The organism is Serratia sp. JSRIV001 (genome assembly GCF_019968745.1).
In the GTDB taxonomy this organism is placed as follows: Bacteria; Pseudomonadota; Gammaproteobacteria; order Enterobacterales; family Enterobacteriaceae; genus Chania; species Chania fonticola_B.
Genome location: NZ_CP074147.1, coordinates 1,792,650 through 1,815,895, shown reverse-complemented (window position 1 = coordinate 1,815,895; position 23,246 = coordinate 1,792,650). Strand labels below are relative to the sequence as shown.

General features: G+C 55.9%; 23 protein-coding genes and 1 pseudogene. 7 read left to right on the top strand and 17 right to left on the bottom strand.

The genetic code is table 11. The annotated features are described in order from the left end of the window. Positions 1-4 precede the first annotated feature (4 nt). The 7 genes and pseudogenes from KGP17_RS08295 to KGP17_RS08265 form a co-directional block, all read right to left on the bottom strand. Positions 5-787, bottom strand: a complete 783-nt coding sequence (locus tag KGP17_RS08295; protein WP_094982965.1) for a phosphate/phosphite/phosphonate ABC transporter substrate-binding protein — start codon at positions 785-787, stop codon at positions 5-7. A 5-nt stretch (positions 788-792) separates the two neighbouring features. Further along, positions 793-1,563 carry an ABC transporter permease gene (locus KGP17_RS08290; protein ID WP_094982966.1) on the bottom strand — a complete coding sequence of 257 codons (771 nt, stop codon included), beginning with the start codon at positions 1,561-1,563 and terminating at the stop codon, positions 793-795. After that, positions 1,560-2,495 (bottom strand): ABC transporter ATP-binding protein, encoded by a 936-nt coding sequence (locus KGP17_RS08285; protein ID WP_021805151.1) that lies wholly within the window; start codon positions 2,493-2,495, stop codon positions 1,560-1,562. The genes KGP17_RS08290 and KGP17_RS08285 overlap by 4 nt, the downstream gene beginning before the upstream one ends. Further along, positions 2,492-3,646 (bottom strand): ABC transporter permease, encoded by a 1,155-nt coding sequence (locus KGP17_RS08280; protein ID WP_235784848.1) that lies wholly within the window; start codon positions 3,644-3,646, stop codon positions 2,492-2,494. Before KGP17_RS08280 ends, KGP17_RS08285 begins: the two co-directional genes overlap by 4 nt. Before the next feature lie 100 nt (positions 3,647-3,746). Continuing rightward, positions 3,747-4,676 carry an ABC transporter substrate-binding protein gene (locus KGP17_RS08275; protein ID WP_021805153.1) on the bottom strand — a complete coding sequence of 310 codons (930 nt, stop codon included), beginning with the start codon at positions 4,674-4,676 and terminating at the stop codon, positions 3,747-3,749. A 29-nt stretch (positions 4,677-4,705) separates the two neighbouring features. Next, on the bottom strand, positions 4,706-5,737 hold the full coding sequence (locus tag KGP17_RS08270; protein WP_223499142.1) for a fatty acid desaturase: 1,032 nt from the start codon (positions 5,735-5,737) through the stop codon (positions 4,706-4,708). 178 nt (positions 5,738-5,915) lie between these two features. Then, positions 5,916-6,807, bottom strand: a pseudogene (locus KGP17_RS08265) (LysR substrate-binding domain-containing protein). Between the two features lie 139 nt (positions 6,808-6,946). Here KGP17_RS08265 and KGP17_RS08260 point away from each other — a divergent pair. The 3 genes from KGP17_RS08260 to KGP17_RS08250 all read left to right on the top strand — a co-directional run bounded on the left by KGP17_RS08260 (position 6,947) and on the right by KGP17_RS08250 (position 10,095). Further along, on the top strand, positions 6,947-7,591 hold the full coding sequence (locus KGP17_RS08260) for a hydrolase (protein ID WP_059200242.1): 645 nt from the start codon (positions 6,947-6,949) through the stop codon (positions 7,589-7,591). A gap of 75 nt (positions 7,592-7,666) precedes the next feature. Further along, on the top strand, positions 7,667-8,212 hold the full coding sequence (locus KGP17_RS08255; RefSeq protein ID WP_094982970.1) for an antibiotic biosynthesis monooxygenase: 546 nt from the start codon (positions 7,667-7,669) through the stop codon (positions 8,210-8,212). An 11-nt stretch (positions 8,213-8,223) separates the two neighbouring features. Beyond that, positions 8,224-10,095, top strand: a complete 1,872-nt coding sequence (locus KGP17_RS08250; RefSeq protein WP_223499141.1) for an amidohydrolase — start codon at positions 8,224-8,226, stop codon at positions 10,093-10,095. An 87-nt stretch (positions 10,096-10,182) separates the two neighbouring features. Here the strand turns inward: KGP17_RS08250 and KGP17_RS08245 are convergent, their stop codons facing one another. After that, on the bottom strand, positions 10,183-11,313 hold the full coding sequence (locus KGP17_RS08245) for a Gfo/Idh/MocA family protein (protein ID WP_223499140.1): 1,131 nt from the start codon (positions 11,311-11,313) through the stop codon (positions 10,183-10,185). A 256-nt stretch (positions 11,314-11,569) separates the two neighbouring features. Here KGP17_RS08245 and KGP17_RS08240 point away from each other — a divergent pair, with 256 nt between their 5' ends. Next, positions 11,570-12,082, top strand: a complete 513-nt coding sequence (locus tag KGP17_RS08240; RefSeq protein ID WP_021805160.1) for a DUF523 domain-containing protein — start codon at positions 11,570-11,572, stop codon at positions 12,080-12,082. Here KGP17_RS08240 and KGP17_RS08235 read toward each other — a convergent pair. Continuing rightward, positions 12,053-12,475 (bottom strand): NUDIX hydrolase, encoded by a 423-nt coding sequence (locus tag KGP17_RS08235; RefSeq protein WP_179252476.1) that lies wholly within the window; start codon positions 12,473-12,475, stop codon positions 12,053-12,055. The genes KGP17_RS08240 and KGP17_RS08235 overlap by 30 nt on opposite strands. Before the next feature lie 94 nt (positions 12,476-12,569). On the opposite strand from KGP17_RS08235, the gene sseA reads away from it, so the two are divergent. Together sseA and KGP17_RS08225 are read left to right on the top strand one after the other, a co-directional pair. Then, positions 12,570-13,430: a 3-mercaptopyruvate sulfurtransferase gene (sseA, locus tag KGP17_RS08230; protein WP_021805162.1), complete on the top strand. Its 861-nt coding sequence runs from the start codon at positions 12,570-12,572 to the stop codon at positions 13,428-13,430. Positions 13,431-13,443: 13 nt separating this feature from the next. After that, a complete protein-coding gene (locus KGP17_RS08225) occupies positions 13,444-13,956 on the top strand; it encodes a GNAT family N-acetyltransferase (protein ID WP_223499139.1) in 513 nt (170 codons plus the stop codon). On the opposite strand, the gene KGP17_RS08220 is transcribed toward KGP17_RS08225, so the two are convergent. The 8 genes from KGP17_RS08220 to KGP17_RS08185 all read right to left on the bottom strand — a co-directional run bounded on the left by KGP17_RS08220 (position 13,951) and on the right by KGP17_RS08185 (position 22,125). After that, positions 13,951-14,889 (bottom strand): cation diffusion facilitator family transporter, encoded by a 939-nt coding sequence (locus KGP17_RS08220; RefSeq protein WP_021805164.1) that lies wholly within the window; start codon positions 14,887-14,889, stop codon positions 13,951-13,953. The two genes, KGP17_RS08225 and KGP17_RS08220, sit on opposite strands and share 6 nt — an antisense overlap. Positions 14,890-15,025: 136 nt before the next feature. After that, positions 15,026-15,490: a DUF1456 family protein gene (locus KGP17_RS08215; protein WP_021180467.1), complete on the bottom strand. Its 465-nt coding sequence runs from the start codon at positions 15,488-15,490 to the stop codon at positions 15,026-15,028. A gap of 130 nt (positions 15,491-15,620) precedes the next feature. After that, positions 15,621-16,508, bottom strand: coding sequence for a phosphonate ABC transporter, permease protein PhnE (gene phnE / locus KGP17_RS08210; protein ID WP_021805165.1), 888 nt, complete (start codon positions 16,506-16,508; stop codon positions 15,621-15,623). Continuing rightward, entirely contained in the window at positions 16,508-17,371 is an 864-nt protein-coding gene (gene phnE, locus KGP17_RS08205; protein WP_021805166.1) for a phosphonate ABC transporter, permease protein PhnE, read from the bottom strand. Before phnE (KGP17_RS08205) ends, phnE (KGP17_RS08210) begins: the two co-directional genes overlap by 1 nt. A 228-nt stretch (positions 17,372-17,599) precedes the next feature. Next, on the bottom strand, positions 17,600-18,532 hold the full coding sequence (phnD, locus tag KGP17_RS08200; protein ID WP_021805167.1) for a phosphonate ABC transporter substrate-binding protein: 933 nt from the start codon (positions 18,530-18,532) through the stop codon (positions 17,600-17,602). 37 nt (positions 18,533-18,569) lie between these two features. Next, positions 18,570-19,403, bottom strand: coding sequence for a phosphonate ABC transporter ATP-binding protein (gene phnC / locus KGP17_RS08195; protein WP_021805168.1), 834 nt, complete (start codon positions 19,401-19,403; stop codon positions 18,570-18,572). A 168-nt stretch (positions 19,404-19,571) separates the two neighbouring features. After that, positions 19,572-21,029 (bottom strand): tagaturonate reductase, encoded by a 1,458-nt coding sequence (locus tag KGP17_RS08190; RefSeq protein ID WP_209555409.1) that lies wholly within the window; start codon positions 21,027-21,029, stop codon positions 19,572-19,574. 70 nt (positions 21,030-21,099) lie between these two features. Beyond that, positions 21,100-22,125, bottom strand: a complete 1,026-nt coding sequence (locus KGP17_RS08185) for a zinc-binding alcohol dehydrogenase family protein (protein WP_223499138.1) — start codon at positions 22,123-22,125, stop codon at positions 21,100-21,102. 149 nt (positions 22,126-22,274) lie between these two features. Between KGP17_RS08185 and KGP17_RS08180 the strand changes: the two genes are divergently transcribed. Then, positions 22,275-23,180, top strand: a complete 906-nt coding sequence (locus tag KGP17_RS08180) for a GntR family transcriptional regulator (RefSeq protein ID WP_021805171.1) — start codon at positions 22,275-22,277, stop codon at positions 23,178-23,180. The last annotated feature ends 66 nt before the right edge of the window (positions 23,181-23,246 follow it).

The window sequence follows — 23,246 nt, the reverse complement described above, 5'->3', positions numbered from 1 at the left end:
CGCTTTATAACGCCGTGACGCCAGCGTTGGCCGCCAGCCTTTCAAGCTCGGCCACCCGCTGATAAGCAGTACGCGGCACCAGACTAAAATCGCCGATCAGCAGGCTTTCACTGGCCGTATGGTTGACCATGGCACTGGCCGCGGTGCGCAGGATTGCCAATTGTGAGTCTGGCGTTCCGGCCGCCGTGATCAACGGCAAACCCGGTACCGCAGCGGTACGGCCAATAATCTTCAGGCCAGCAACGGCTTGTGGCCGTGCCCGTTTCAACAGGGCAAAGCTGATACAGTCGATGGCCGCAATATCCGCCTGCCCCTCCAGGATCATCTCCAGTGAACGATAGTGGCTGCCAGAGGCGATCGCCTGGCGGAAAAAATGCCCTTCCTGCGCCAGCGGCGCAATCAAGGCTCGCAGACTGTTATACCCCGACTGTGAATCCCGGCTGTTATACGCCACCACGCGATCGCGGAAATCCTCAAGTCGCTCTGCCGGTTCCCCCTCACGCACCACCAGCCAACTGCTGTAGTTCGCTCCGCTGCAACCTTCCACACGGTAATGGTAAGTCCCCACCAACTGTACCTGTGGTAACACCGTCACCAATGGATAACCGCAAGTCTGGCTAAGTAGCAGATCCGGCCGTTGCCAGTGTTGCGGCAGATCCTGCGGCCAACTCAGCGTCTGGGGAACCTCCGCCATCCCCAGTTGCCGCAGCTTATCGCGTAGCGCCTGCCAGAACGGTTCCACCTGTTGGTGGCTAACGCCGTACATCGGTAAAGAGACTATCGCCATGGAAGTTACCCCGCAGAAGTTGAGACAGTCAGCCGTTGCTGACGCCAGGCGGTGAGGTAGCGTACCCAGCGTTCGAACAGCATGTCGGTAATGATCGCCAACAACGCCACTACCACCGCTCCCTGGATCACATACGCCGTATTGAAGCCACTCAGGCCAATAATGATCGGCGTTCCCAGCGTTTTGGTGCCCACCGTTGAGGCTATGGCCGCCGTGCCGATATTGATAATCACCGAAGTGCGGATCCCCGCGACGATCACCGGGGCCGCCAACGGCAGCTCAACGCGCCACAAAATTTGCCAGCGGCTCATCCCCACCCCTTGAGCCACTTCACGCGTGCCCGCCGGAACCGACTCTATCCCGGTCAAGGTGCCTTGCAGGATCGGTAATAAACCATACAGCACCAGCGCAATAATCGCTGGCTGCTCACTAAAGCCCATTACCGGTACCGCCACCGCCAATACCGCAACCGGTGGAAAAGTCTGCCCAACGGCAACCACGGTTTCCACCAATGAGCGAAACTCCCGCCCGGCACCGCGCGTCACCGCAATGCCAGCGGTTACGCCAATCATTACCGCAATCAGGCTCGATACGGCTACTAGCGATAAATGCGCAACAACCAGCGAGAAAAAGCTGTCCTGCTGATACACCGGCCGCTCCAACTGTGGGAACCAAGCGGCAAACAGGCCGTGCAGATGGTTCATGCCGAAGACCAACGCCACTAGCAGAGCAAATGTCCACGGCAGCGGATCGCGCCACCAGCGCGTGATGTTCATGATAGCGCCTTGTGTGTAATCAAATCGCTGAAATGCAACACGCCAAGCGCTTGCCCCTGTTCGTCAACCACCGGCAAACGTTCGCAGCCTCGGGCAACAAACACCGACAGCGCCTCACGCAGGCTCATCATGGCCTGGATGGGTTCCCCTTCCGCCTCACCCGGCCGCACCCTTTCGGCTACCGTGCCCAACGCCAACAGCTTGATCCCCCTATCGCTGCGGCCAAAGAAGTCACGCACAAAATCATTCACCGGGTTGGTCAGCAACGCCAACGGAGTGCCCTGCTGCACCACTCGCCCCTGATCGAGCAGTACGATCCGATCGGCCAACCCCAGCGCCTCATCGATATCGTGCGTCACCAGTACGATGGTGCGGCCAGAAAGTTGATGAATACGGGCAATCTCAGCCTGCAACGAGGCCCGGGTCACCGGATCGAGCGCACCAAAGGGTTCGTCCATGAGCAACACCTCAGGATCGGCGGCCAGCGCCCGTGCCACCCCAACCCGCTGTTGCTGTCCGCCGGAAAGCTGATGTGGATAGCGGCGGCGGAACAGCTCCGGCTCCAATTGCAGCAGCTCCATCAGCTCAGTCACCCGATCGCGGATCCGTGCTCTTGGCCACTTCAGTAACTGCGGTACCGTGGCAATATTCTCTTCTACCGTCCAATGGGGGAACAGACCGATCGACTGGATGGCATAGCCCATTCGGCGGCGTAAATCCTGCGGTTTGAACTTATGGATCTCCTCACCGGCAAACCTGATCTTGCCTTTATCATGCTCGATCAGGCGGTTGATCATCTTCAACGTGGTGGATTTGCCTGAGCCGGAAGTGCCGATTAGCACGGTAAACTCCCCTTCCGCCATGCTCAACGAGAGATCGTCCACCGCCGGTTTCCCCTGAAAAATTTTGCTTACCCGGTCAAAGTTAATCATCTGGCAGTCACTTCCAACATTGAAATTATGAATTTAAACAGCGAATCGACGATCACCGCCATGGCGATCACCGGGATCACCCCGAGCAACACCAGATCCAGTGCGCTGCTGAGTAATCCTTGAAACACGATCGCACCAAAACCCCCGGCACCAATCAGCGCTGCCACCACCGCCATTCCCACGGTTTGTACCGCCAGGATACGCACGCCGGTCAGGAACAGTGGCATTGCCAGTGGCAGCTGGACGCCAAAGAAAATCTGCCCGCGCGTCATTCCCATGCCGCTGGCGGACTCAATCACGCTGGCGGGCACGCTTTGCAAACCGGCGACCACGCTGCGCACCAGTGGCAACAGGGCATAGAGCACCAATGCCACAATCGCCGGGGCCATGCCGATACCGCTAATGCCTAAGTTCGCCAGCCAAGGTAGCGCCGCCGCCAGCCCGGCCAACGGGGCGATCAACAGGCCAAATAGCGCAATGGAAGGGACGGTCTGGATGATATTCAGCGTGGAGAAGATGGGACCCTGCCAGCGGGTTGAACGAAAACACAGCACGCCCAACGGCACACCAATCAGCAGAGCCGGTACCATGGTAGCCAGCAAGATGGTCAAATGCTGTAGTAATGCAGCGTCAAATACCTCTTGCCGGTTGTGGTACTCCTTCAGCAGGGAAAGCTGGTCCAACTGATGGGTAAACAGCAGCAGCGCGGCAGGTAGCAGCACCAAGACGTTACCCAGAATACGCCACAGGTGCGAGGGAGTGATCCGCATCATGGCATCTGCGGCGATTAGGCCACTCAATGCTGCCATTAGCGCACAGCCGCTGCTCCAGGATGTACGTGCCAGCGGTGAGCCCTGCAATGCCAGTTGCTGCGCGGTATAGCCGCTCAACCAAAAGATCATCGCCAATAGAACAGCGGCAACGCAGGCGGTCAGCAGCGCCCGATTGCGCGTGGGGGTCAACAGGCTGAGCACGGCAAACACCAATAATGGCAGCAGCAGCCACAGCGCGGGGCCGTGCAACAGTGAAATCAGAGAGATACTCTTGCCAGACAGTAGGCGATTAGGAGCATAACTGAGGAACGGCAGGCCAAAGGCCGCAAGCAGCAGCAAAACAAACAGAGTCAGTAATACACGGTTTTTCAAGACAATAATCAAAATCACTCCCCGGTACCCGGGCATCCCCTTGGTCTTTCAGGCGGTAATATTGCCGACTGGGTCGCTCACCGCTGCCCGGTCGGCGGGATCAAGGTTACTTAATCAACCCTTTCTGTTTCAGGTAATTGACCGCCACCTGTTTGGCATCCTGGCCTTCTACGGCGATCTGCGCGTTCAACTGCTGTAAGGTTGGGCCGTCGAGCGTAGCGAATACCGGTTTGAGCAGTTCGGCGATATTGGCGTGCTGTTGCAGCGTTGCCTCACGAACAATCGGAGCCGGGGCGTAAATTGGCTGTACGCCCTGTGGGTCTTCCAACGTTTGCAGGCCCAGCGCGGCCACCGGGCCATCGGTCCCATACGCCATCGCCGCATTCACCCCAGAGGTTTGTTCCGCCGCCGCCTTGATGGTCACCGCCGTGTCACCGCCAGCCAGTGACAGTAACTGATCCTGATTAAGCTTGAAGCCATAAGCATTCTGGAAGGCCGGTAGCGCGTCCGGGCGTTCGATAAACTCTGCCGATGCCGCCAGTTTGAACTTACCACCGTCGTTAATCCACTTGGCCAGATCTGCCAGGGTTTTCAGATGGTTGGCCTGCGCCACGTCCTGGCGGACGGCGATCGTCCAGGTGTTGTTAGCCGGGGCGGCATCCAACCAGACGATCTTGTTCTGGTCATAGTCGAGCTTTTTCACCTTCTCGAACCCGGCCTGAGCGTTTTTCCACGCCGGATCTTTTTCATCGGAGAAGAAGAAGGCACCGTTACCGGTGTATTCCGGGTAGATATCAATCTCGCCGGAAGTGATGGCACCACGTAATACCTTGGTGGTGCCCAATTGCAGTTTATTGGTAGTTTTGATGCCGTTGGCTTCCAGCACCTGCACAATGATATTGCCAAGCAGCGAGCCTTCGGTATCAATTTTAGAACCCACGCGTACCGTATCGGCCGCCTGTACAACACCGCAGGCTCCCGCCAGAACGGTCAATGCCAATGCCAAAAAACGTGCGCGTAATGGGGTAATAGCCATGCTTTATCCTCTTTGATGATACTTTCCGGCTATTTCGCCAGATCGATTGGAAAATCCTGCGCGGTATGGGTCCAGCCTATCACATGCTGCTTCTCGACTCTCTCCTGTTCAAACGGGTGTACTTCAACGGCAATCGGCGTCACGGCATGATCGACAAACCAGTTGCCATAGCCCTGCACCACAAACCCCTGGCTGCGTTGCCGGTAGGCCTGCTGCTCTGCCAGATAGACTTTTCGCAGCCCATACCAAGGCAAACCGGGTAAATCATGGTGCACTAAATGATAGTTCAGATTGAGAAACAGCAGTCGCCAAGGCCAGGAGGCCTCATTAATAATAGAACGTGCCTGCGGAGCGTCCACCGCGCGATGCTCATAAAACGAACGGATCTTGGTCAAACCCAGCGCCGGGTAGCTCACCACCTGCAGATAAAAGGCGGCAGAAATGCCCTGCGTTTGCAGCCAGGCAAGCAGAGCTACCAACAGTGCGCCGTGTACCAGCCACATCGTCAAGGTCCGCAGATCACCAGCCAATATGGCTTTCAGAGCGTTGGACAGCGTGGTGATAATGTCCCAGGCCGGGCCAAGCGTGACCCGGCCAATCAGGGTATTACGCACCTTGGCCAACAGAGGCAGCCAAACAGGAAATCGTTGCCACTGCGCCCGGCTGAAATAGTAACTTTCCGGATCTTCGGCAGGTTGGGTCAGATGATCGTCGCGATGATGCTGAATATGGCTGTCGCGGTACAGCCCGTAGGGATACCACACCGCCAGGGGAAGCAGGCCGAACAGTTGGTTGAGCCGCGGCCACCGGGTGGGATGGCCGTGGATCAGCTCATGCTGCAAAGAGAGATACCAGGTAGTCGCCAACGTCAGCAATGGTGCGCCCAGCCAGGGGCCGAGCAGCTGCCAGTAATGCACCACGCCGAACCAACTACCGTAAACCAGCAGCATAATGCCCCAGGTCGGCAGCTCCAACCGCCAGATCCATTGCCGGTTAAGCTGTTGGATCCAGGCTCGTTGTTCGCCATGCAGATAGTGACTATGGGGTTTGGCTGAGGGCATTTTCCGGCTCGCTGAGGCTATTTTTCTCAGTATCGGCGAAGCGGATCGGCGCTCAAAATAACAAAAGTGGTAAAGCAAAGTTAAAAATCAGCATCATGACGTTAGCTGCGTGGATAACAATCCTGGCGGGCAACAACAGGCTATGCGTTAACCTACCCTGCCTTGCCAACCTTCAGAGTCATTGCCCCGTCACGGCATAAGCTTGCAACCGCTCACGCCACCAGAGGCTGGCCAGGCCGCTGGCACTTTCTCGCCAGCCGAAGTAGGCGGTGTCGCTATCGCGCTCTGCCTCCACGCTTTTCGTGACCAACTGGCCGGTTTTCAGATAAGGTTCTGCCAGATAATGAGGCAGATAGCCACAGCCCAACCCGGCCAGCTGCGCCTGCAATTTGGCCTCAAAACTGAATACCGTCAGTTGATCCTGCTCATCCAGCACGTGCAGACTTTGCGGCGAATTCACCCGCGACGAGTCATGAACCACCACTGCGCGATGCTGGCGGATGCTGCTTTTCTGCAACGGTTCCGGCTGGGCGGCCAACGGATGGTGCGGGGCGACGGCAAACACATACTCCAACTGCCCTAGCGGGCTAAAAGCATAGCCCGCGCGCGAAGGCGGCTCACAAATCGCACCGATGATAATATCGGCACAGCCGTGTATCAGCGCCTCCCAGGAGCCAGCCAGCACTTCGTGGCTGAAACGCAGCCGGGTGTGGTGGTGATTACGGTAAAACTCATCAATCAGCGGTAGCAGCCGGGCAAAAGGGAACGATGCATCTACCGCCAGGGTGAGATCGCTCTCCCAGCCACTTTCCACATAGCGCCTGCTGCTCCAGATCTTGCGCAGCGCGTAGCAATATCCGCCCCTTTTCCAGCATCAGCTTGCCGGTGGCGGTGAACTTGGCCCGGTGGCCGGAGCGATCGAGCAGCGTGATCGCCAGATCGCTCTCCAGTTTCTGCACCATGTAGCTCAGGGCAGAAGGCGTTTTAAACAGCGCGGCAGCCGCTGCAGCAAATGACCCATGACGATCCAGTGCGTCCAGGATCAATAGCGCTTCCAGGTTTAGTCTCACCCCTTTCTCCCATAGATAAAAAAACTTAACAAGAAGGTAAAAATTCTACGCTATCTTTGAAAACGGCACCTACCTACCATTCATTCCATTGATACAGCGCATCCGTCTTATTCACGGTAATACAATTGGAAGGTACATTATGTCGAAGTTTCAACTGCTTGATCCGAAAAATTCCGCACTCATCTTTATCGATCATCAGCCGCAAATGGCTTTTGGCGTGGCCAATATCGATCGCCAACAGCTGAAAAACAACGTGGTAGCGCTGGCCAAAGCCGGCAGCATCTTTAATGTTCCCACTATTTTTACCTCGGTCGAAAGCGAAAGTTTCAGCGGCTATATCTGGCCGGAATTGCTGGCGGTGCATCCAGAACTCACCCCTATTGAACGTACTTCGATGAATTCCTGGGAAGATGCGGCATTCGTTAAAGCCGTCGAGGCCACCGGCCGTAAAAAACTGGTGATCTCCGCCCTGTGGACCGAGGTCTGCCTGACCTTCCCGGCATTGATGGCAATGGAAGCCGGATATGAGGTTTATGTGGTTACAGACACCTCTGGCGGCACCTCAGTGGATGCTCATGAGCGCGCTATCGATCGCATGGTACAGGCTGGGGCGGTTCCGGTGACCTGGCAACAGGTGCTGCTCGAGTACCAACGCGATTGGGCACGCAAGGAAACCTACGATGCGGTGATGGATCTGGTACGTGAACACAGCGGTGCCTACGGGATGGGCGTTGACTATGCTTACACTCTGGTGCATCACGCTCCGGCTCGCAACGGCAAGTAAAACCGCGCAGGGCTCACCTTGACTGACCGCAATACCCTCCCGGCCATGTGCCGGGATTTTTCAGGAGTTGGATCCATGTCCCATCAGCAACACGTTACGCTGGTGATCACTCACCATCTGACACCCGGCCAGGAACCAGCCTATGAAGCCTGGTTAAAACGCATCATGCCCGATGCCGCCCGGTTTGACGGCCATCTAGGCGTTAACGTCATTCGCCCCTCCGGCAGTGAGCAGGCTTATACGGTGCTGGTCCGCTTCGATAATCTGGACAATTTATACCGCTGGATCCACTCGCCGCAGCGTCTGAAATATATCGAAGAAGTCACACCACTGCTGCTGGAGAGCGATCATATTGAGATCCGCCCCGGAGCCGAGTTCTGGTTCACACCTGCCAGCGCCAACGTACGCCCACCGGCCAAATGGAAACAGTTTTTAATCACCCTGCTGGTGATCTTCCCTTCGACCAATCTGGTGCCCTGGTTTTGGGGCAAGTTACTGCCGGGACTGAGCGGCACACTGGCTGGGCATTTACTCAATGATGCCAGCGTTGTCGCCCTGGTGGTCTTCCTGTGGATGCCGTTGGTTACCCGTCTGTTTCACCAATGGCTCACCCGCCATTAAAGGAAAACGTTATGAGTCACACCGCATCATTGATCATCAGCAACGGTAAATTCCATACCGTCGATCGCGAAAATCCCACCGCTCAGGCCGTGGCGATCAAGGACGGTAAGTTTCTGGCCGTCGGTAGTGAGAGCGACGTCATGCAATACGCCGGGCCGGAAACCCAGATCATCGACCTACACGGCCATACGGCGGTACCCGGCCTGAATGATTCACACCTGCACCTTATCCGGGGTGGTTTGAATTACAACCTGGAGCTACGCTGGGAAGGCGTGCCTTCGCTCGCCGACGCCTTACGTATGCTCAAGGAACAGGCGCTGCGTACGCCCAGCCCACAATGGGTCAGAGTGGTTGGCGGTTGGACCGAGTTCCAATTCGCCGAGCGCCGTATGCCTACGCTGGATGAAATCAACGCCGCCGCCCCAGACACGCCGGTATTTATTTTGCATCTGTACGATCGCGCCCTGCTTAACCGTGCTGCGCTGAAAGTGGTGGGCTACACCAAAGATACGCCAAACCCGCCAGGGGGCGAAATCCAACGCGACGGTAACGGCAACCCAACCGGGATGTTAATCGCCAAGCCCAATGCCATGATCCTCTACGCAACCTTGGCCAAGGGGCCGAAGCTGCCGCTGGAACAACAGGTAAACTCCACCCGCCAGTTTATGCGCGAACTCAACCGCCTGGGCCTGACCAGCGCGATTGACGCAGGCGGCGGTTTCCAGAACTATCCCGAGGACTATCAGGTCATCGCGGAACTGCACGATAAACAACAGTTGACCCTGCGTATCGCCTACAACCTGTTTACCCAACGGCCAAAGCAGGAGTTGGAGGACTTCCAGCTGTGGACGGATATGCTCAAACCCGGCCAGGGAACGGACTTTTACCGCCATAACGGCGCGGGTGAAATGCTGGTGTTCTCGGCGGCCGACTTCGAAGACTTCCTGCAACCTCGCCCGGATTTGCCTGAAGGTACCGAGGATGAGCTGGAACGCGTGGTGCGCCATCTGGTGGAACACCGCTGGCCGTTCCGTCTGCATGCCACTTACGATGAATCTATCAGCCGGATGCTGAACGTGTTTGAGAAGGTTAACCGCGAGATCCCCTTTGCCGGTCTGCACTGGATTTTTGACCATGCAGAAACCATCTCAGAGCGTAATATCGAGCGGGTGAAAGCCCTCGGCGGCGGCATTGCCGTACAGCACCGCATGGCGTTTCAAGGGGAATACTTTGCCGAGCGCTATGGCATCGAAGCGACCAAACAGACGCCTCCGGTAGCTAAAATGCTGGCGGCAGAGTTGCCGGTTGGATTAGGCACCGACGCCACCCGCGTCGCCAGTTACAACCCTTGGACAGCGCTGTACTGGCTGGTTTCTGGCCGCACGGTCGGCGGTATGGCAATGTATGACGACCAGGCTCGTCTGGATCGTGAAACGGCATTGATGCTTTGGACACAGGGCAGTGCCTGGTTCTCTACCGAACAAGGCAAAAAGGGCCAGATCAAGGTGGGACAGCTGGCGGATATAGCCGTGCTGTCACAGGATTACTTCAGCGTACCGGAGGAGCAGATCAAGGGAATTGAGTCGGTCATGACCGTGGTGGATGGCAAAGTTGTCTATGCTGCGGGCAGTTTCTCGCCGCTCTCTCCGCCGCCGTTACCGGTATTGCCTGAGTGGTCACCGGTGGTCAACGTATCGGGGCATTATCGCTCAGCACCGCCCGCAACCACCGGCAAGGTGGGTGCATTAAGCCAGGCACACCAGTGTTGCGGCCCTTGTGGCGTTCATGCTCACCAGCATGACATTGCCCGCCGTTCCAGCATTCCCATCGCCAACGAGAATGCCTTCTGGGGCGCATTCGGCTGTTCTTGCTTTGCGTTTTAACCGTTCAAGGGCCTTGCATGTTGCCTAGTGGGTGCAGCAAGCAAGGCCCTACGGGACAGCGCCGCTAGCCGTCTCCCGGTAACAGAGTCAATCGCGGTTGATATCCAACCAGCGGCGCTGTTCGGCAGAGGCGGCAATCGCATCCAGCACGCAGGATACCTTCCAGCCTTCCTCAAAATCTGGCCACATCCGATCACCCGCGGCAATACCATTGACCAGATCGCGGATCTCCACCGTTTTCTGATCGTTAAAGCCGATACCATGCCCGGCGCTGATACAAAACGCAGCGTAATCCGGGTGTTTCGGCCCTACCATGATGGTTTTGAAGCCCTGCCGCTCCGCCGGTTCGTCATGACGATACAGTTTCAGTTCGGCCATGCGTTCCTGAGTGAAACTCAGGGTGCCCTTGGTGCCAGTGACCACATAGGTCAGGCCCATTTTACGCCCGCAGGCAATGCGTGAGGTTTCTATGGTGCCCATTGCGCCATTGGCAAAGCGCACCAGTGCGCTGGCCTGATCTTCGTTTTCGACTTGGCACATCTTGGCCGGGTTGTTCGGATCGGGCCGCTGTTTGATCAGGGTTTGCATATCGCCCGACACCGCGACGATATCCCCCACCAGATAATGTGCCATGTTCACGATATGAGCCGCCAGATCGCCCAACGCCCCCAACCCAGCGGTGGCTTTGCGGCAGTGCCAGTCGATCGGCGTACGAGGGTCGGCCAGATAATCTTCATTATGCGTACCGTAAAAGTGCACCACCTCGCCAATTTCACCGTTGGCGATGATTTCCCGCGCCAGCTGGCTGGTCGGGTTTTTCATATAGTTGAAGCCAACCAGAGTTTTGACCCCTTTGGCGCGCGCGGCCTGCACCATCTCGGCGGCGTCTTGCGCATTCAGCGCCAGCGGCTTCTCGGAATAAACATGCTTGCCCTGCGCAATGGCCGCTAGAGCCATCTCTTTATGCAGAAAGTTCGGGGCACAGATATCCACCACGTCTATGGCGGGGTCGGCCACCAGTTCGCGCCAGTCACCGGTTGAACGAACGAAACCAAACTCCGCCGCACGCTGGGCTGCCAGCTCGGGGGTAACCTCCGCCAGCATCTCCAACACCAACCCCCCTTTCAGAGGGAACACCGTGCCTGCCTGTGCATAGGCGATAGCATGACAGCGGCCAATATAGCCGGTACCGATCAATCCAACGCGCACCTGTTTCATGGTTTTCTCCCTTGCCTGTCATTTGGAAAATAAAAATCATTATGTATTTATATGAAATTTAAATTTCATTAACAAGCCGATAATCAACTTTGCCACGGATCCGTGACTGCCCTCATAAAACGCGGTGGATAAAGAACACAAAGCAAGCAAAGTAGTGGGAAGGTACGGCTGGCATAATGCTAAACCCCGCTGCTATTATAAAGCCGAGCATGTGGCCTTGATGCCACACTTTCGCCCCCTCAACAGAAGACTCCTCATGCCGCCGAAAATCTTGCTCAGTGCCTGCCTGGCCGGTTTCAACGTCCGTTATAACGCCTCCAGCAAAACCGTTATCGATACCACCTTACAGCAGTGGCAAAAGGAGGGACGATTAGTGGTGTGCTGCCCCGAATTGGCCGCAGGTTTCTCTACGCCGCGCCCACCAGCAGAGATTGCGGCCGCAGCTAATGGCGCTGAAGTGATAGCCAACCGGGCCAGAGTGATCGACGCGCAAGGGAACGACGTTACCGACCAGTATCTACTGGGTGCCCATCTGGCGCTGGATACCGCTCGCCTGCATGGCTGCCGCTTTGCCCTGCTGAGCGATCGCAGCCCTTCCTGCGGGAGCCAGACCATCTACAACGGCGCATTCAACGGCCAAACCCAGCCCGGTCGCGGCGTCACCGCTGAGCTGCTACGCCAACATGGCATCGAAGTATTTTCCGAGCACCAGCTCGACGCGTTGATCGAGCGTGTCCGGCTAGTCGAGCTGGGCCAGGCGATCCGCTAGCCGCTGACGCAGATGGGCAATGCCCTGCGGGTGCCGCACAAATTCATCCGCAGGCATCATTTGCCAGCGCTGCCCCTCATTACCGAAGCGGATCGCCGCAATCTGTGCGAGGGTGATTTCCCCCACCATAAACCAGGTAGGCGGCGAGCCAGGGATGATCCCGGCGTAACGCTGCTGCCAGACAATTTGCCGTGCGGGCAATAGAATGCCGAACTCCTCCTCGGTTTCCCGTTGCACACATTGCATCGGGGTTTCATCCCCTTCACGTCCGCCGCCGGGCAAGTCCCAGCAGCCGGGCCAGGGGATTGCCGGGTTGTCATCGCGCAGGTAAACCAGCACCTGGCCGCCGTACAGCAAGGCGATTTTCGCCCCGCCAAAGTCTTGGTCAATCATCTGCCCTGCCCCCTTTCAAACCGCAGCATACCAATATGCAAGATCGTTGAGGTATAGTGAAAACCTTCTTTGTCCTGACAGGCGAACAATAATCATGAACTCTGCTTTTTTAGTGACCGCGCAATGGCTTGAGCAACATATCAACGATGAGAATCTAACGCTGGTTGACGTGCGTATGGCGCCTGTCGGCCAGGTGCCGAAGCAAGACATGTTGGCCGAATTTGAGCGGGGCCATATTCCCGGTGCGGTGTATTTCGATATTGACGACGTCGCGGATAAAAATACGACGCTGCCGCATATGCTACCCACGGCAGAAGCCTTTGCCGCCGCCGTAGGTAAACTGGGCATCAATGACCAGCAGACCATTGTTTTCTATGATGGAGGCAATCAGTTCTCTGCCCCACGCGGTTGGTGGACGTTCCGTAATTTCGGCGCGCAGAACGTATTCGTGCTTGATGAAGGTTTGCAGGGTTGGACATCACGCGGTAACGCCTTGGAGACCGGCCCTGCGCAGCCTACTCCTGCCACCTTCCGCGCGCACTTTAATGCCGAAGCGGTGGTGGATATGCAGCAGGTGGAACAAGCGATGAACGACCAACGGCAGATCCTCGATGCCCGTGCCGCACCGCGTTTCTATGCCCAAGCCCCGGAACCGCGCCCAGGCCTGCACCGTGGCCATATTCCGGGCAGCATCAATATTCCGTATGGCGATCTGCTGGAGAACGGACGTTTCAAATCACTCGAGGCGCTGAAAAAAACCTTCGATGAAAAAGGGGTCGATATCGACGCGCCCACCATCGTCAGCTGTGGTTCTGGCGTCACCGCCGCCGTACTAGCCTTTGGCCTGCAATCACTGGGCGCCAAGCAGGTGAAACTCTATGACGGTGCCTGGAGCGAATGGGGTGCGCTGAGCGGCAAGCAGCCGATCGCCCAAGATGAGTCAACTAACCACTAACAGAGAGGCTGTCGTGTTCAGGATCCGTCAAGCGTTGCCCGCTGACTTAGCAACCGTGAGGGAAATCGGGATTGCCAGCTACCTTGCTCACTTTGCCGAACTTTGGCAAAACCAGCAGGAGTTGCAGGCGTTTCTGTCCAAGGATTTTGCCGAACAAGCGTTGGAGCCCTCATTGCAAGACCGCGATACTTGCTGGCTGCTTGCCTATGAAGAGGAAACACCGGTTGGCTTTGCCAAGCTTAATTTCGACAGCATGCAGGCTGCGACCGCAACCCTCGGGGCCGAGCTGCAGAAGATTTATTTCCTGCCGCAGTTTGCCGGACGCGGCTATGGGGAGCAGCTATTTGCCGAAGTACAGCGACGAGCCGTTGAGAGAGGGCAACCCATCCTGTGGCTGGACGTGCTGAAAAGCAACGTGTCTGGCCAACGCTTTTATCAGCGGCAAGGCATGACGATCGTGGGTGAGGAGAGCTATACCAGCGTCAGCCAATCCGTGGCCATGTGGGTGATGGCAAAAAACCTATAGCCACTTGGCGTTATGGGTAAAGGAGATAGTCAGCCAGCGGTGCGGGCTATCTTCACCAATAGCGTCGGCTATCTGGTCACGGATTTTATCTAGCTTGTGTACGCCGCTGTGTTCCATCTCTGGCGGGATCACGATGTGGATCTCAATAAACAGCCCACGGCCAACGCGGGTGGCGTAATTGGAATAATCCAGGAAGCCATACTCCAGCGTCAGCTGCGCCATGATGGATTCCACCTTGGCATCCAGGTTGTCCGGCGTCATCTGCAATACCTCCTGAATGGCAGATTTTACCGTTTTGATCGGCACCGGGATCAAGACCAGCGTCAACAGTGCCAGCGCGACAGGGTCGGCATAGACGTTGAGGTATTCATAACGGGTGCCTTCCATTAGCCAGGAAAGAATAAAAGCCACTAATAACGCCGAACTGATGCAGGCCGACATCAGCCAGCTTTTGTTATCCAGCGCGATCAGTTCCGATTTAACCTGCTTATTCAGCCGGGTTTGCTTAACGTAGAGGGTAAAGCAGAAAAGGCTGACGGTAACGGCATAGACAATCGCCCAGCCCAGCTCGAGTTCGCGCCCTCCGTCGGCAATGCCTTTGACAGCGTTCACAAAGGCATACAGACACAGCAACGTCAGCAAACTGCCGTTAAATGCCAGCACCAGCGGTTCGACATGCCAGAACCCATACTGAAAACGGCGGCTATGGGGTTGCCCCAACAGGCGGGACACCAGCAAGGATAATGAACACATGCCCGCATCCAACGCCGAGAACATGCCGTCAAACACGATCGACATGGAACCACAGACAATCCCAAACACGATCCCGGCACTGGCAATAAACAGCGTGCAGAAGATCGACCTGCGCAGTATTTTTTGTTCTATTGCCGTGCTGGTTAACACCGGCGGCAACGTGGTGGGTGCTGTCGTCATAATTCCCTCATTTCAGTCGGAAAGTTCGGGCATGTTCTACCGCCAGGCGGCATCGTACTGAGTATGATCGACAAATGCAGGGGGCACAAAAAAAAAGCGCCCTCAATGAGGACGCCTGATGTCGTGATACGCAGGATTATGCGCCGCGTATGCGCTGGGTCAGCCCTTTCAGGAAGTAGCGCAGCATCTGATCGCCACATGGGCGATAGTTTTTGGTGCCTTCTTTGCGGAACAGCGCGCTCAGCTCAGGCTTGGAGATACGGAATTCCACCGCGGTAAAAATCTGGTGCAGATCGACATCTTTCAGTTCAAACGCCACGCGCAGCTTTTTCAGCACCAGGTTGTTGGTGATCGGCAGCTCTACCGCCGGTGCCGGGAATTTATCGTCTTTGCCACGCTTGAAGAACACCAGGCCATTGAGGAAATGCGCCATCACTTCGTCGGGGCAGTTGGCAAAACCCGGCTCGCCTTCCTTGATCATGTAGGTCCCCATGGCTGCGACATCGACGTCAAAACCGTCCAGCTTGACGATCTCTACCATCTTCGCGTCATTAATAGCCAGCATGTAGCGCACGCTGCGCAGCACATCATTGTTAATCATGGAATAGCCTTTCGCTTGTCAATCAGGAGAGGCGTGCAGCGCTGCACACCTTGCATGGCGGCAGTATAGGGATCCGGCGGGGGTTTCTCAATGGAATTTCCACGGGCAAACCAGGGTTTACCCGCAGAGGTTAATGATTTTTCGGGTAAAGCGGAATTTCTTCGCCAACGATATATTTGTTACGTAGCATGGCAGAGATCTTGTCCATCAGCATCACGATCACCACCAGGATCAGGGTGATAAACATCACCACGTCCCAGTTCCACAGCCGCATGTTCTCGGCATAGACCAGGCCGATCCCCCCTGCCCCGACAAAACCTAGCACCGCCGCCGAACGGGTATTGGACTCAATCTGATACAGGCTCAGCGCCAGAAAGGTCGGGAAGGATTGAGTGAAAATGCCGTAACGGTGTTTTTGCAGCCCATTGGCACCCACCGCCGTCAGCCCACGGCTTGGGGATTTATCTACCGCTTCGTGGCCTTCGGCATACAGTTTGCCAAGCAGGCCGATATCCTGCATTACGATGGCCAGCACCCCGGCCAGCGGCCCCATACCGACGGCACGCACGAAAATCAGACCCCAGATGGCCATATCGATGCCCCGCAGAATATCCAGCAGACGGCGTACCAGTGTCGCAATTGGCCGTAGAACAGGCGAGGACATCACGTTGCGCGCGGCAAGAAACGACAGCGGTAAAGCCAGCAGCGTTGCCGTAATGGTGCCAGCAAACACGATCGCCAGGGTGATAAAGATCTGTTGGAAATAATAGCCAAACGGCCAGTTGGCAAAGTCGTGCCAGACAAACATACGCATAAAGTAGCGGCTAATCTGTTGGCAACCGTTGGCAAACTGCGGCCAGGAAATGCCAAACACCAGGAAGAAGAAAACGTAATACAACACAATCGCCACGGTAATCATGCCGAGGGTGCGCAGATAGCGCCCTTGGCGTGAGAAGATTTCCGGGTTCTGCTGCTTGAGCTGCTGCAAATTGGTGGTAGAGATCGGCTGAACGGACATTAGGCTTTCCCCTCGACAACGCGTTTACGTAATTCACCGGAGGCGTAATCCAGCAGCGAAACCACCACGATAATCAGCAGCAGCGTCATGCTGACCTGATCGTAACGGTCGAGTTTGATATTGGTCATCAGTTCCTGACCTATTCCGCCCGCCCCGACCAGGCCGAGGATGGTTGACTGGCGAAAGTTGATTTCCAGCCGCATAAAGCTGTAGGACAGGAAGATCGGTTTGACCTGCGGCCACAGGCCGAAACGCATGCGCTGTAACGGCGTGGCCCCACAGGCGGCCAGCCCGCGCACCGGCTTGTTGGAGGCGGTTTCGATCGATTCATAAAACAGCTTGGTCAGGCTGCCGATGGTGTGTAGCGCCAGCGCCATAAAACCGGGAATGGCACCGATGCCAAACGCCATCACAAACATCACCGCCCAGGCCAGCTCCGGCATGGTGCGCAAGAACGCCACCAGCGTACGAATGGCAAAGCGCAGCGTCGCCGGGCTGTGGGTATTATTGGCCGCCAGAAAGGCCAGCCCGCCCGCCACCAGCACGGAGAGGATGGTGGCCGCCAGCGCCAGCTGTAAGGTTTCCCAAATCAGCGGTAATTGGATATGCAACCGGTAGCCCCAATAGGCGAAGGAGCCTTCGGTATGGCCGTCGGCGAACAGCAGCGGCCAGTGCAGTACCGGGATGGTTTCTGCCAGATAGTCAAAGAAATGGGGGATCGACACCCAGACGGTATGCAGGTTGAACTCGGCAATATTGCCTGCGCCAAGATAAAGCGCTACCAGCCCGAGCGACCAGAGCAAGGTTTCACGCTTCTGCTTACTGCGGATCCGTTGGTAGTAGTGTGCGAAGTCTCTATTCAAAATCGCTTCCAATATTTTATGGCTGGATAAATAGGCCCCTCACCCCAACCCTCTCCCACAGGGAGAGGGAGCTGATTCGGTGACGTAATCAGGGAGGGAGTCTGCCTGTAGCCGGTTTTTCCCTTCAAACCTCGGAGCCACGGTCAGATTCATTAGTCTGGCAGTAGCTCGATCGGTCCCCTCTCCCTTTGGGAGAGGGTTAGGGTGAGGGTCGGGAACGAAGCCGCCTTAGCGATCGCCCTTGGTCAGCTCACGCTTCATATCGATAATGGTCTGGTATTCCGCCAGCTTGACGTCGCCAATGTGCTGCTTGCCGCCCATCGCCTTGATAAAGCACTGATGGTTGTCGGTATCCAGCTTCTTGATGGCGGTAACCACCTTGGCTTTGAAATCCGCAGGCAGGGAGTTGCTCACCAGGATCGGGCCATTCGGGATCAGCGGCGACTGCCAGATAATGCGGATCTGCTTCATCAAATCCGGATGATCCATACGGATCATGCGGTTGAAGGCCCCGCTGGTATAACCGGTGTTGTAATCGCCAATCATCGAGGCCCAGGTGACCGCACCTTCAAACTGGCCGTTCAACACGCCGAGTACGTCCTGCTCATGACCACCGGAGAAAGTGACGCTGGAGAAGAAGTCGTTGTATTTGTTATCCGGCGTGCCGCCAAACTGCTTCTTGAACACCTGGTTTGGCACCAGGAAACCGGAGGTCGAATCCGGATCCGCAAAGCCGAAGGATTTCCCTTTCAGGTCTTCCAGCTTTTTGTAAGGGCTGTCGGCTTTCACCACCACCACCGAGTGATATCCGCGTGACTGATCGGTATCATCCACCGCGATCCCCACCAGATCGACGGCCTTGGGATCCTTGATATACACCGAAGCAAACGACGACGGCGACATGCTCAACACCAAATCGATCTTGCCCCCGAGCAGGCCCTGGATCACGCCAGAGTAGTCGGAAGAGTTACGCAGCTTGGTGTCAACGTTCAGCTCTTTATCGAGAAAATCTTTCACACACTGGTTATCGCCAATCTGTTGAGTGGCGTTCTGCCCACCCAGGATCCCCAGGTTCAACTCTTTCGGCGCATCCGCTGCACCTGCATTAAATACCATCATTACGCCGGCCATCATGGTGGTCAGTGTGAATACTTTTTTCATTGCGCATGCCCTGTGTGTAAAGGTGACGTTCAAGTGATTAATGGATCTGATTGGCTTCTTCGCCATACAGTTGCTGCAAAATACGTTCGTTAAGCTGCGACGGGTGGCCGTCGAAAATGATTTTGCCCTGGGCGATACCAATCACCCGGGTGCAGTATTCCCTCACCAGTTCGACCGAGTGCAGGTTCACCATCACCGCGATATCGTTCTCGCTGACTTTCTGTAGCGCATCCATAATGCGGCGGGTGTTTTTCGGATCGAGCGAGGCGACCGGCTCATCGGCCAGCAGAATTTTGGGGTTTTGCATCAGCGCACGGCAGATGGCGACACGCTGCATTTGCCCACCGGACAGGTTCTCGGCACGTTGCAGCGCATGCGGCAGCATATTCAGCCATTGCAGTAGCTCGATAGCCCGCGCACGGTCAGCATCGTCGAACACTTTGAAGAAGGATTTCAGCGTCGAGGTGTGGCTGAGGCGGCCTAGCAGCACGTTGGTGATCACATCCAACCGGGGGACCAGGCAAAAATCCTGGAAGATCATGCCACAGCGGGCGCGCCACTGGCGCATCTGGCGGGCCGAGAGTTGTGCGATATCCTGTGCCACCCCATCGTCCTCAAAATGCAGCATCTCGCCGCAGCTGGAAGGGATGGTGCCGTTCAGCGTATGCAGCAGGGTAGATTTACCGGCCCCGGAGCGGCCAATCACCGCCACAAACTCCCCGGCGTGCAGATCAAAATTGATGTCGTCGAGGACACGTTGTTGAGATTGGTAAGCCTTACCCAAGCCTTTTACCGCCAATACCTTGCGTAACGGGATGGGTTGCTGACCTGGATAGTCGGTCGGTGCCAGTTTTAACAGTGCCTGCGCCATATGATTTCTCTGATTTCAGTGGCTAATCTTATGGGCACCTATTAACGAATAACTGTATGACACGCAGATGATGGTTTTATGGCCGGGAAATGACGTTCAACGTCATTTCCCGTGATTGGCAGGATTAAAATAAGCGGGTACTCGCTTTTACTGCGAGCCGATTAATTTTTATCGGCGTTCTACTTCGCTCAATGCCGCACGCATCCCGTGGTCAAGAATGGCTTGCAAATCGGTGGTCACGGCAACAGTCAGCCCAGGAACGGCGTTGAGATTTTGCCCCCAGTGCGCCTCATCGGCCAGCACGTTTTCGACCAACGCCGCGAGCGTCATATCGTGATGTTCTACTCCAGCCCACAACGTTGCGAACCTCGTCAGCCAATGGGCATCATCCTGTAATGCATAGCTACCCGCCTGTCGTTCGCCACGATAGAAGGCCAACAACGCGGCCAAGGCAAAGGTCAGCCGTTTCGGCAGCGCGGCATTTTTCTGTTGGCCTGCCAGTAACTGCGGCAAAATACGCGTGCGGAATTTGGTCATGCCGTTCAGCGCAATCGACAGCAACTGGTGCTGAATAAACGGGTTACGGAAACGGTTCTGTACCGCTTCGGCAAATGGCCGTAACTCTTCCTGCGGCAGATCGAGCACCGGCATAATCTCTTCGGCAATGGTGCGTGCCACATAGCCGCCGATCTGCTCGTCGCTCATGGCCTCGCCCACGGTATTCAAACCGGCCAGGAACGCCACCGGCACCAGCGCCGTATGTGCCCCGTTAAGGATCGCTACCTTGCGTTCTTTATAAGGTTTGATGTCATCGACGATGTGGACATTCAGATCCAACTTATCCAGATGCAGCTCTTGCGCCAGCCACTGTGGGCCCTGGATCACAAACAGATAGAAATGTTCCGCCGTGTCGAGGAAGCTATCTTGATATCCCAACTGCCGTTGCCACTGTTCTACTTCATCGCGTGGGTAGCCCGTGACGATACGATCGACCAGCGTTGAGCAGAAGGTGTTGCAATCGTTCAGCCAATCGGTAAAGGCCTGCGGTAACTGCCATTGCTGCGCGTAGCGCAATACGTACTCTTTCAGCGCTTCGCCGTTGTAGTCGATCAGCTCACACGGCAGCAATACCCAGCCCTTGTCTGTAGCACCGTCAAAATGCCTGAAACGCTCAAACAGCAGCCGTGTCAGCTTGGCCGGGAAACTGGCAGCAGGAGCGTCGGTGAACTTATCGTCCGGTAAATAACCGATCCCCGCTTCGGTGGTGTTGGAGAATACGAAGCGGATCGCCGGATCCCGAGCCAACGCCAGATAGCTGTCGTACTGGTGGTAAACGTTGATTTCCCGATTGACCGAGCGGATCAGGCGCGGCTCGCAAACCGCCTCCCCCTGCTCGTTCAACCCACGGATAATGGTGGTGTAAAGGCCATCCTGAGTATTGAGCGAAGGTGGCTGCTGGCTGTCGATTGGCCGCACCACCACCACGCCGGCATTCAGCCCGGTATGCTGGTTTAGCAGGTCGATTTGCCAATCGACAAAGGCGCGCAGGAAATTACCTTCACCAAACTGGATAATGCGATCGGGATATTGCGCACCAGGAAATTCACTACGATTGAGTTGTTTCATTATTGTTCCTTGCATCCGGCGATCCCCCAGGCTGCAAATTACTCTCGGCAAGATCTGGGGAGTCATCGAGTTAGTTAAAATGAATCACGCCTTTAATCAGCTGTTTATTATTAATGACTTCCGCTTCATAAATATCTGCCAGCGTGGAAAACTCGAATTGATGGGAAAGCATCATCCCGGCAGTGATTTTTCCGGCGGCCATTAAGCGCCCAACCTTGATAAAGTCTTCTTTGGTGGCATTGCGGCTCCCCATCATGGTGGTTTCCTTTTTATGGAATTCCGGATCGGAGAACTGCAGATCGCCCTTGAACAGGCCGACAAACGTAATGCTGCCACCATGGCGGATCAGGTTGACGCTATGGTTCATCGCATGCTGATTGCCGGTGGCATCAATGATTTTTGCCGCCAGCATGCCGGAGAATTGGGCTCTTAAGGCAGCGTCAAACCCGGCGTCTGACGGATCTAACGTGGTTAGCCCAAGCATGTTTTCCACATGGCTTCGGCGCTCTGCGCTGGTATCGGCCACGATCACGGTTGCCCCGTCCGCCTTGGCGATAGCCGCAACCCCCAGGCCAATCGGCCCTGCTCCTACCACCAATAGATGATCGCCCTGCTCGATGGCCGCTCGGCGTACGGCGTGAGCACTGATGGAGAATGGTTCAATCAGCGCCGCCGCTTGGGGCTCAACATCATCCACGGCCAGCAGGTTGCTCACCGGCACGCTTAAAAACTCGCTAAAGCCGCCGTCTTGATGCACGCCAATCACCGAGATATTTTCACAGCAATTGGGCCTGCCGCTGGTGCATGCTCCGCAGTGATGACAGGAGACATAAGGGATCACCGCCACACGCTGGCCGACGCGCAATTCACCAACCTGGCTACCGACGCTGACAATCTCGCCGCATATTTCATGCCCCAGCACCCGCGGGTAGCTGAAGAACGGTTGTTGACCAGACCAGGCGTGGATATCGGTACCGCAAATACCTACCGTCAGTATTTTGAGCACCGCTTCATCCGGCGCAGGCTGCGGTATCGGCCTTTGTTGGTAAACCAGCCGGGTCGGCTCCAGACAAACTAGCGTATTCATTGTGGTCATAATCCCTCCTCCTGTGATGTGGCGCTGTTATCCCGCAAAAAGAACAGGTGCATTGCGCTGATGAGGAGAATTTGTGAGTCAGCACAAATTAAACCGGTTTAAATGGGTTTTAAATACTTAAAAAACATCTAAACCCACAGAGGGATCTCATGAGCAGAACGCAAAACCTCCGCCAGAACGTGGTTAATCAGATGATCGACGGCATCATCAAGGGCCATATCCGCTCACCGCTGCCTTCCCAGGCGGGGCTGGCAGAAATGTATAACATCAGTCGCACCACAGTGCGCCACACGCTAACGCATTTGCATCAACGTGGGGTTCTGGAGAAGGTCAAGGATGATTATGTGATCCTGCGTATGCCGCTGGCAGAAGACGGCTTTGAATGCATGAGCCACTCGTTGGACGAGCAAGGCAAGCTGTTTGAGAAAGCGTTCTATCAGATGATTAACCAAAAGCAACTGCGTGCGGGGGATTCATTCACCGAATTGCAGCTTTCACGCGCGGTTAACGTCAGCCCGGTAGTGGTGCGGGAATTCCTGCTGCGCTTCAGCCGCTTTGACCTTATCGACAACGTACGCCGCGGCCAATGGAGCATGAAAAAGTTTGATCAGAACTATGCCGAGCAGCTGTTTGAACTCCGCCAAATGCTGGAAACCCACGCGCTATCACGCTTTATCAACCTGCCCGCACAGGATAGCCGTTGGTTGCAGGCCAAGGAGTTGTTGAACCGTCATCGCGAGTTGCGCGACACCATCAGCGACAATTATCGGCTGTTCTCTCAGCTGGATCGTGACTTTCATACCCTGATCCTGTCGGCCGCCAACAATCCGTTTTTCAATCAGTCGCTGGAAATCATATCGGTGATCTTTCACTTCCACTATCAATGGGATGAAACCGACCTGAAGCAAAGAAATATTATTGCAATTGAAGAGCATATGGCCATTTTAAGCGCCCTGATCTGCCGCAGCGATCAGGAGGCCGCCCGTGAGCTGCACCGCCATCTTGATACTGCCAAACAGTCGATGATCCGTTCCATCAAACAGGATGCCTGCTGATTTTTATTGATAAAAAACCGATGAAAACGGGATTTAAAACCGATTAAAAACAGCAAAATCGTAACC

What these genes read in the sequence shown, in the direction of transcription:
- phnE (WP_021805165.1), bottom strand. Translation starts at nt 16,508, where the DNA reads ATGTCCGTTCAGCCGATCTCTACCACCAATTTGCAGCAGCTCAAGCAG.
- KGP17_RS08255 (WP_094982970.1), top strand. Translation starts at nt 7,667, where the DNA reads ATGTCCCATCAGCAACACGTTACGCTGGTGATCACTCACCATCTGACA.
- KGP17_RS08220 (WP_021805164.1), bottom strand. Translation starts at nt 14,889, where the DNA reads ATGACGACAGCACCCACCACGTTGCCGCCGGTGTTAACCAGCACGGCA.
- KGP17_RS08240 (WP_021805160.1), top strand. Translation starts at nt 11,570, where the DNA reads ATGCCGCCGAAAATCTTGCTCAGTGCCTGCCTGGCCGGTTTCAACGTC.
- KGP17_RS08250 (WP_223499141.1), top strand. Translation starts at nt 8,224, where the DNA reads ATGAGTCACACCGCATCATTGATCATCAGCAACGGTAAATTCCATACC.
- KGP17_RS08245 (WP_223499140.1), bottom strand. Translation starts at nt 11,313, where the DNA reads ATGAAACAGGTGCGCGTTGGATTGATCGGTACCGGCTATATTGGCCGC.
- KGP17_RS08275 (WP_021805153.1), bottom strand. Translation starts at nt 4,676, where the DNA reads ATGGCTATTACCCCATTACGCGCACGTTTTTTGGCATTGGCATTGACC.
- KGP17_RS08295 (WP_094982965.1), bottom strand. Translation starts at nt 787, where the DNA reads ATGGCGATAGTCTCTTTACCGATGTACGGCGTTAGCCACCAACAGGTG.
- KGP17_RS08260 (WP_059200242.1), top strand. Translation starts at nt 6,947, where the DNA reads ATGTCGAAGTTTCAACTGCTTGATCCGAAAAATTCCGCACTCATCTTT.
- KGP17_RS08180 (WP_021805171.1), top strand. Translation starts at nt 22,275, where the DNA reads ATGAGCAGAACGCAAAACCTCCGCCAGAACGTGGTTAATCAGATGATC.
- KGP17_RS08270 (WP_223499142.1), bottom strand. Translation starts at nt 5,737, where the DNA reads ATGCCCTCAGCCAAACCCCATAGTCACTATCTGCATGGCGAACAACGA.
- KGP17_RS08185 (WP_223499138.1), bottom strand. Translation starts at nt 22,125, where the DNA reads ATGACCACAATGAATACGCTAGTTTGTCTGGAGCCGACCCGGCTGGTT.
- KGP17_RS08190 (WP_209555409.1), bottom strand. Translation starts at nt 21,029, where the DNA reads ATGAAACAACTCAATCGTAGTGAATTTCCTGGTGCGCAATATCCCGAT.
- phnC (WP_021805168.1), bottom strand. Translation starts at nt 19,403, where the DNA reads ATGGCGCAGGCACTGTTAAAACTGGCACCGACCGACTATCCAGGTCAG.
- KGP17_RS08285 (WP_021805151.1), bottom strand. Translation starts at nt 2,495, where the DNA reads ATGATTAACTTTGACCGGGTAAGCAAAATTTTTCAGGGGAAACCGGCG.
- sseA (WP_021805162.1), top strand. Translation starts at nt 12,570, where the DNA reads ATGAACTCTGCTTTTTTAGTGACCGCGCAATGGCTTGAGCAACATATC.
- KGP17_RS08290 (WP_094982966.1), bottom strand. Translation starts at nt 1,563, where the DNA reads ATGAACATCACGCGCTGGTGGCGCGATCCGCTGCCGTGGACATTTGCT.
- phnD (WP_021805167.1), bottom strand. Translation starts at nt 18,532, where the DNA reads ATGAAAAAAGTATTCACACTGACCACCATGATGGCCGGCGTAATGATG.
- KGP17_RS08215 (WP_021180467.1), bottom strand. Translation starts at nt 15,490, where the DNA reads ATGATTAACAATGATGTGCTGCGCAGCGTGCGCTACATGCTGGCTATT.
- KGP17_RS08235 (WP_179252476.1), bottom strand. Translation starts at nt 12,475, where the DNA reads ATGATTGACCAAGACTTTGGCGGGGCGAAAATCGCCTTGCTGTACGGC.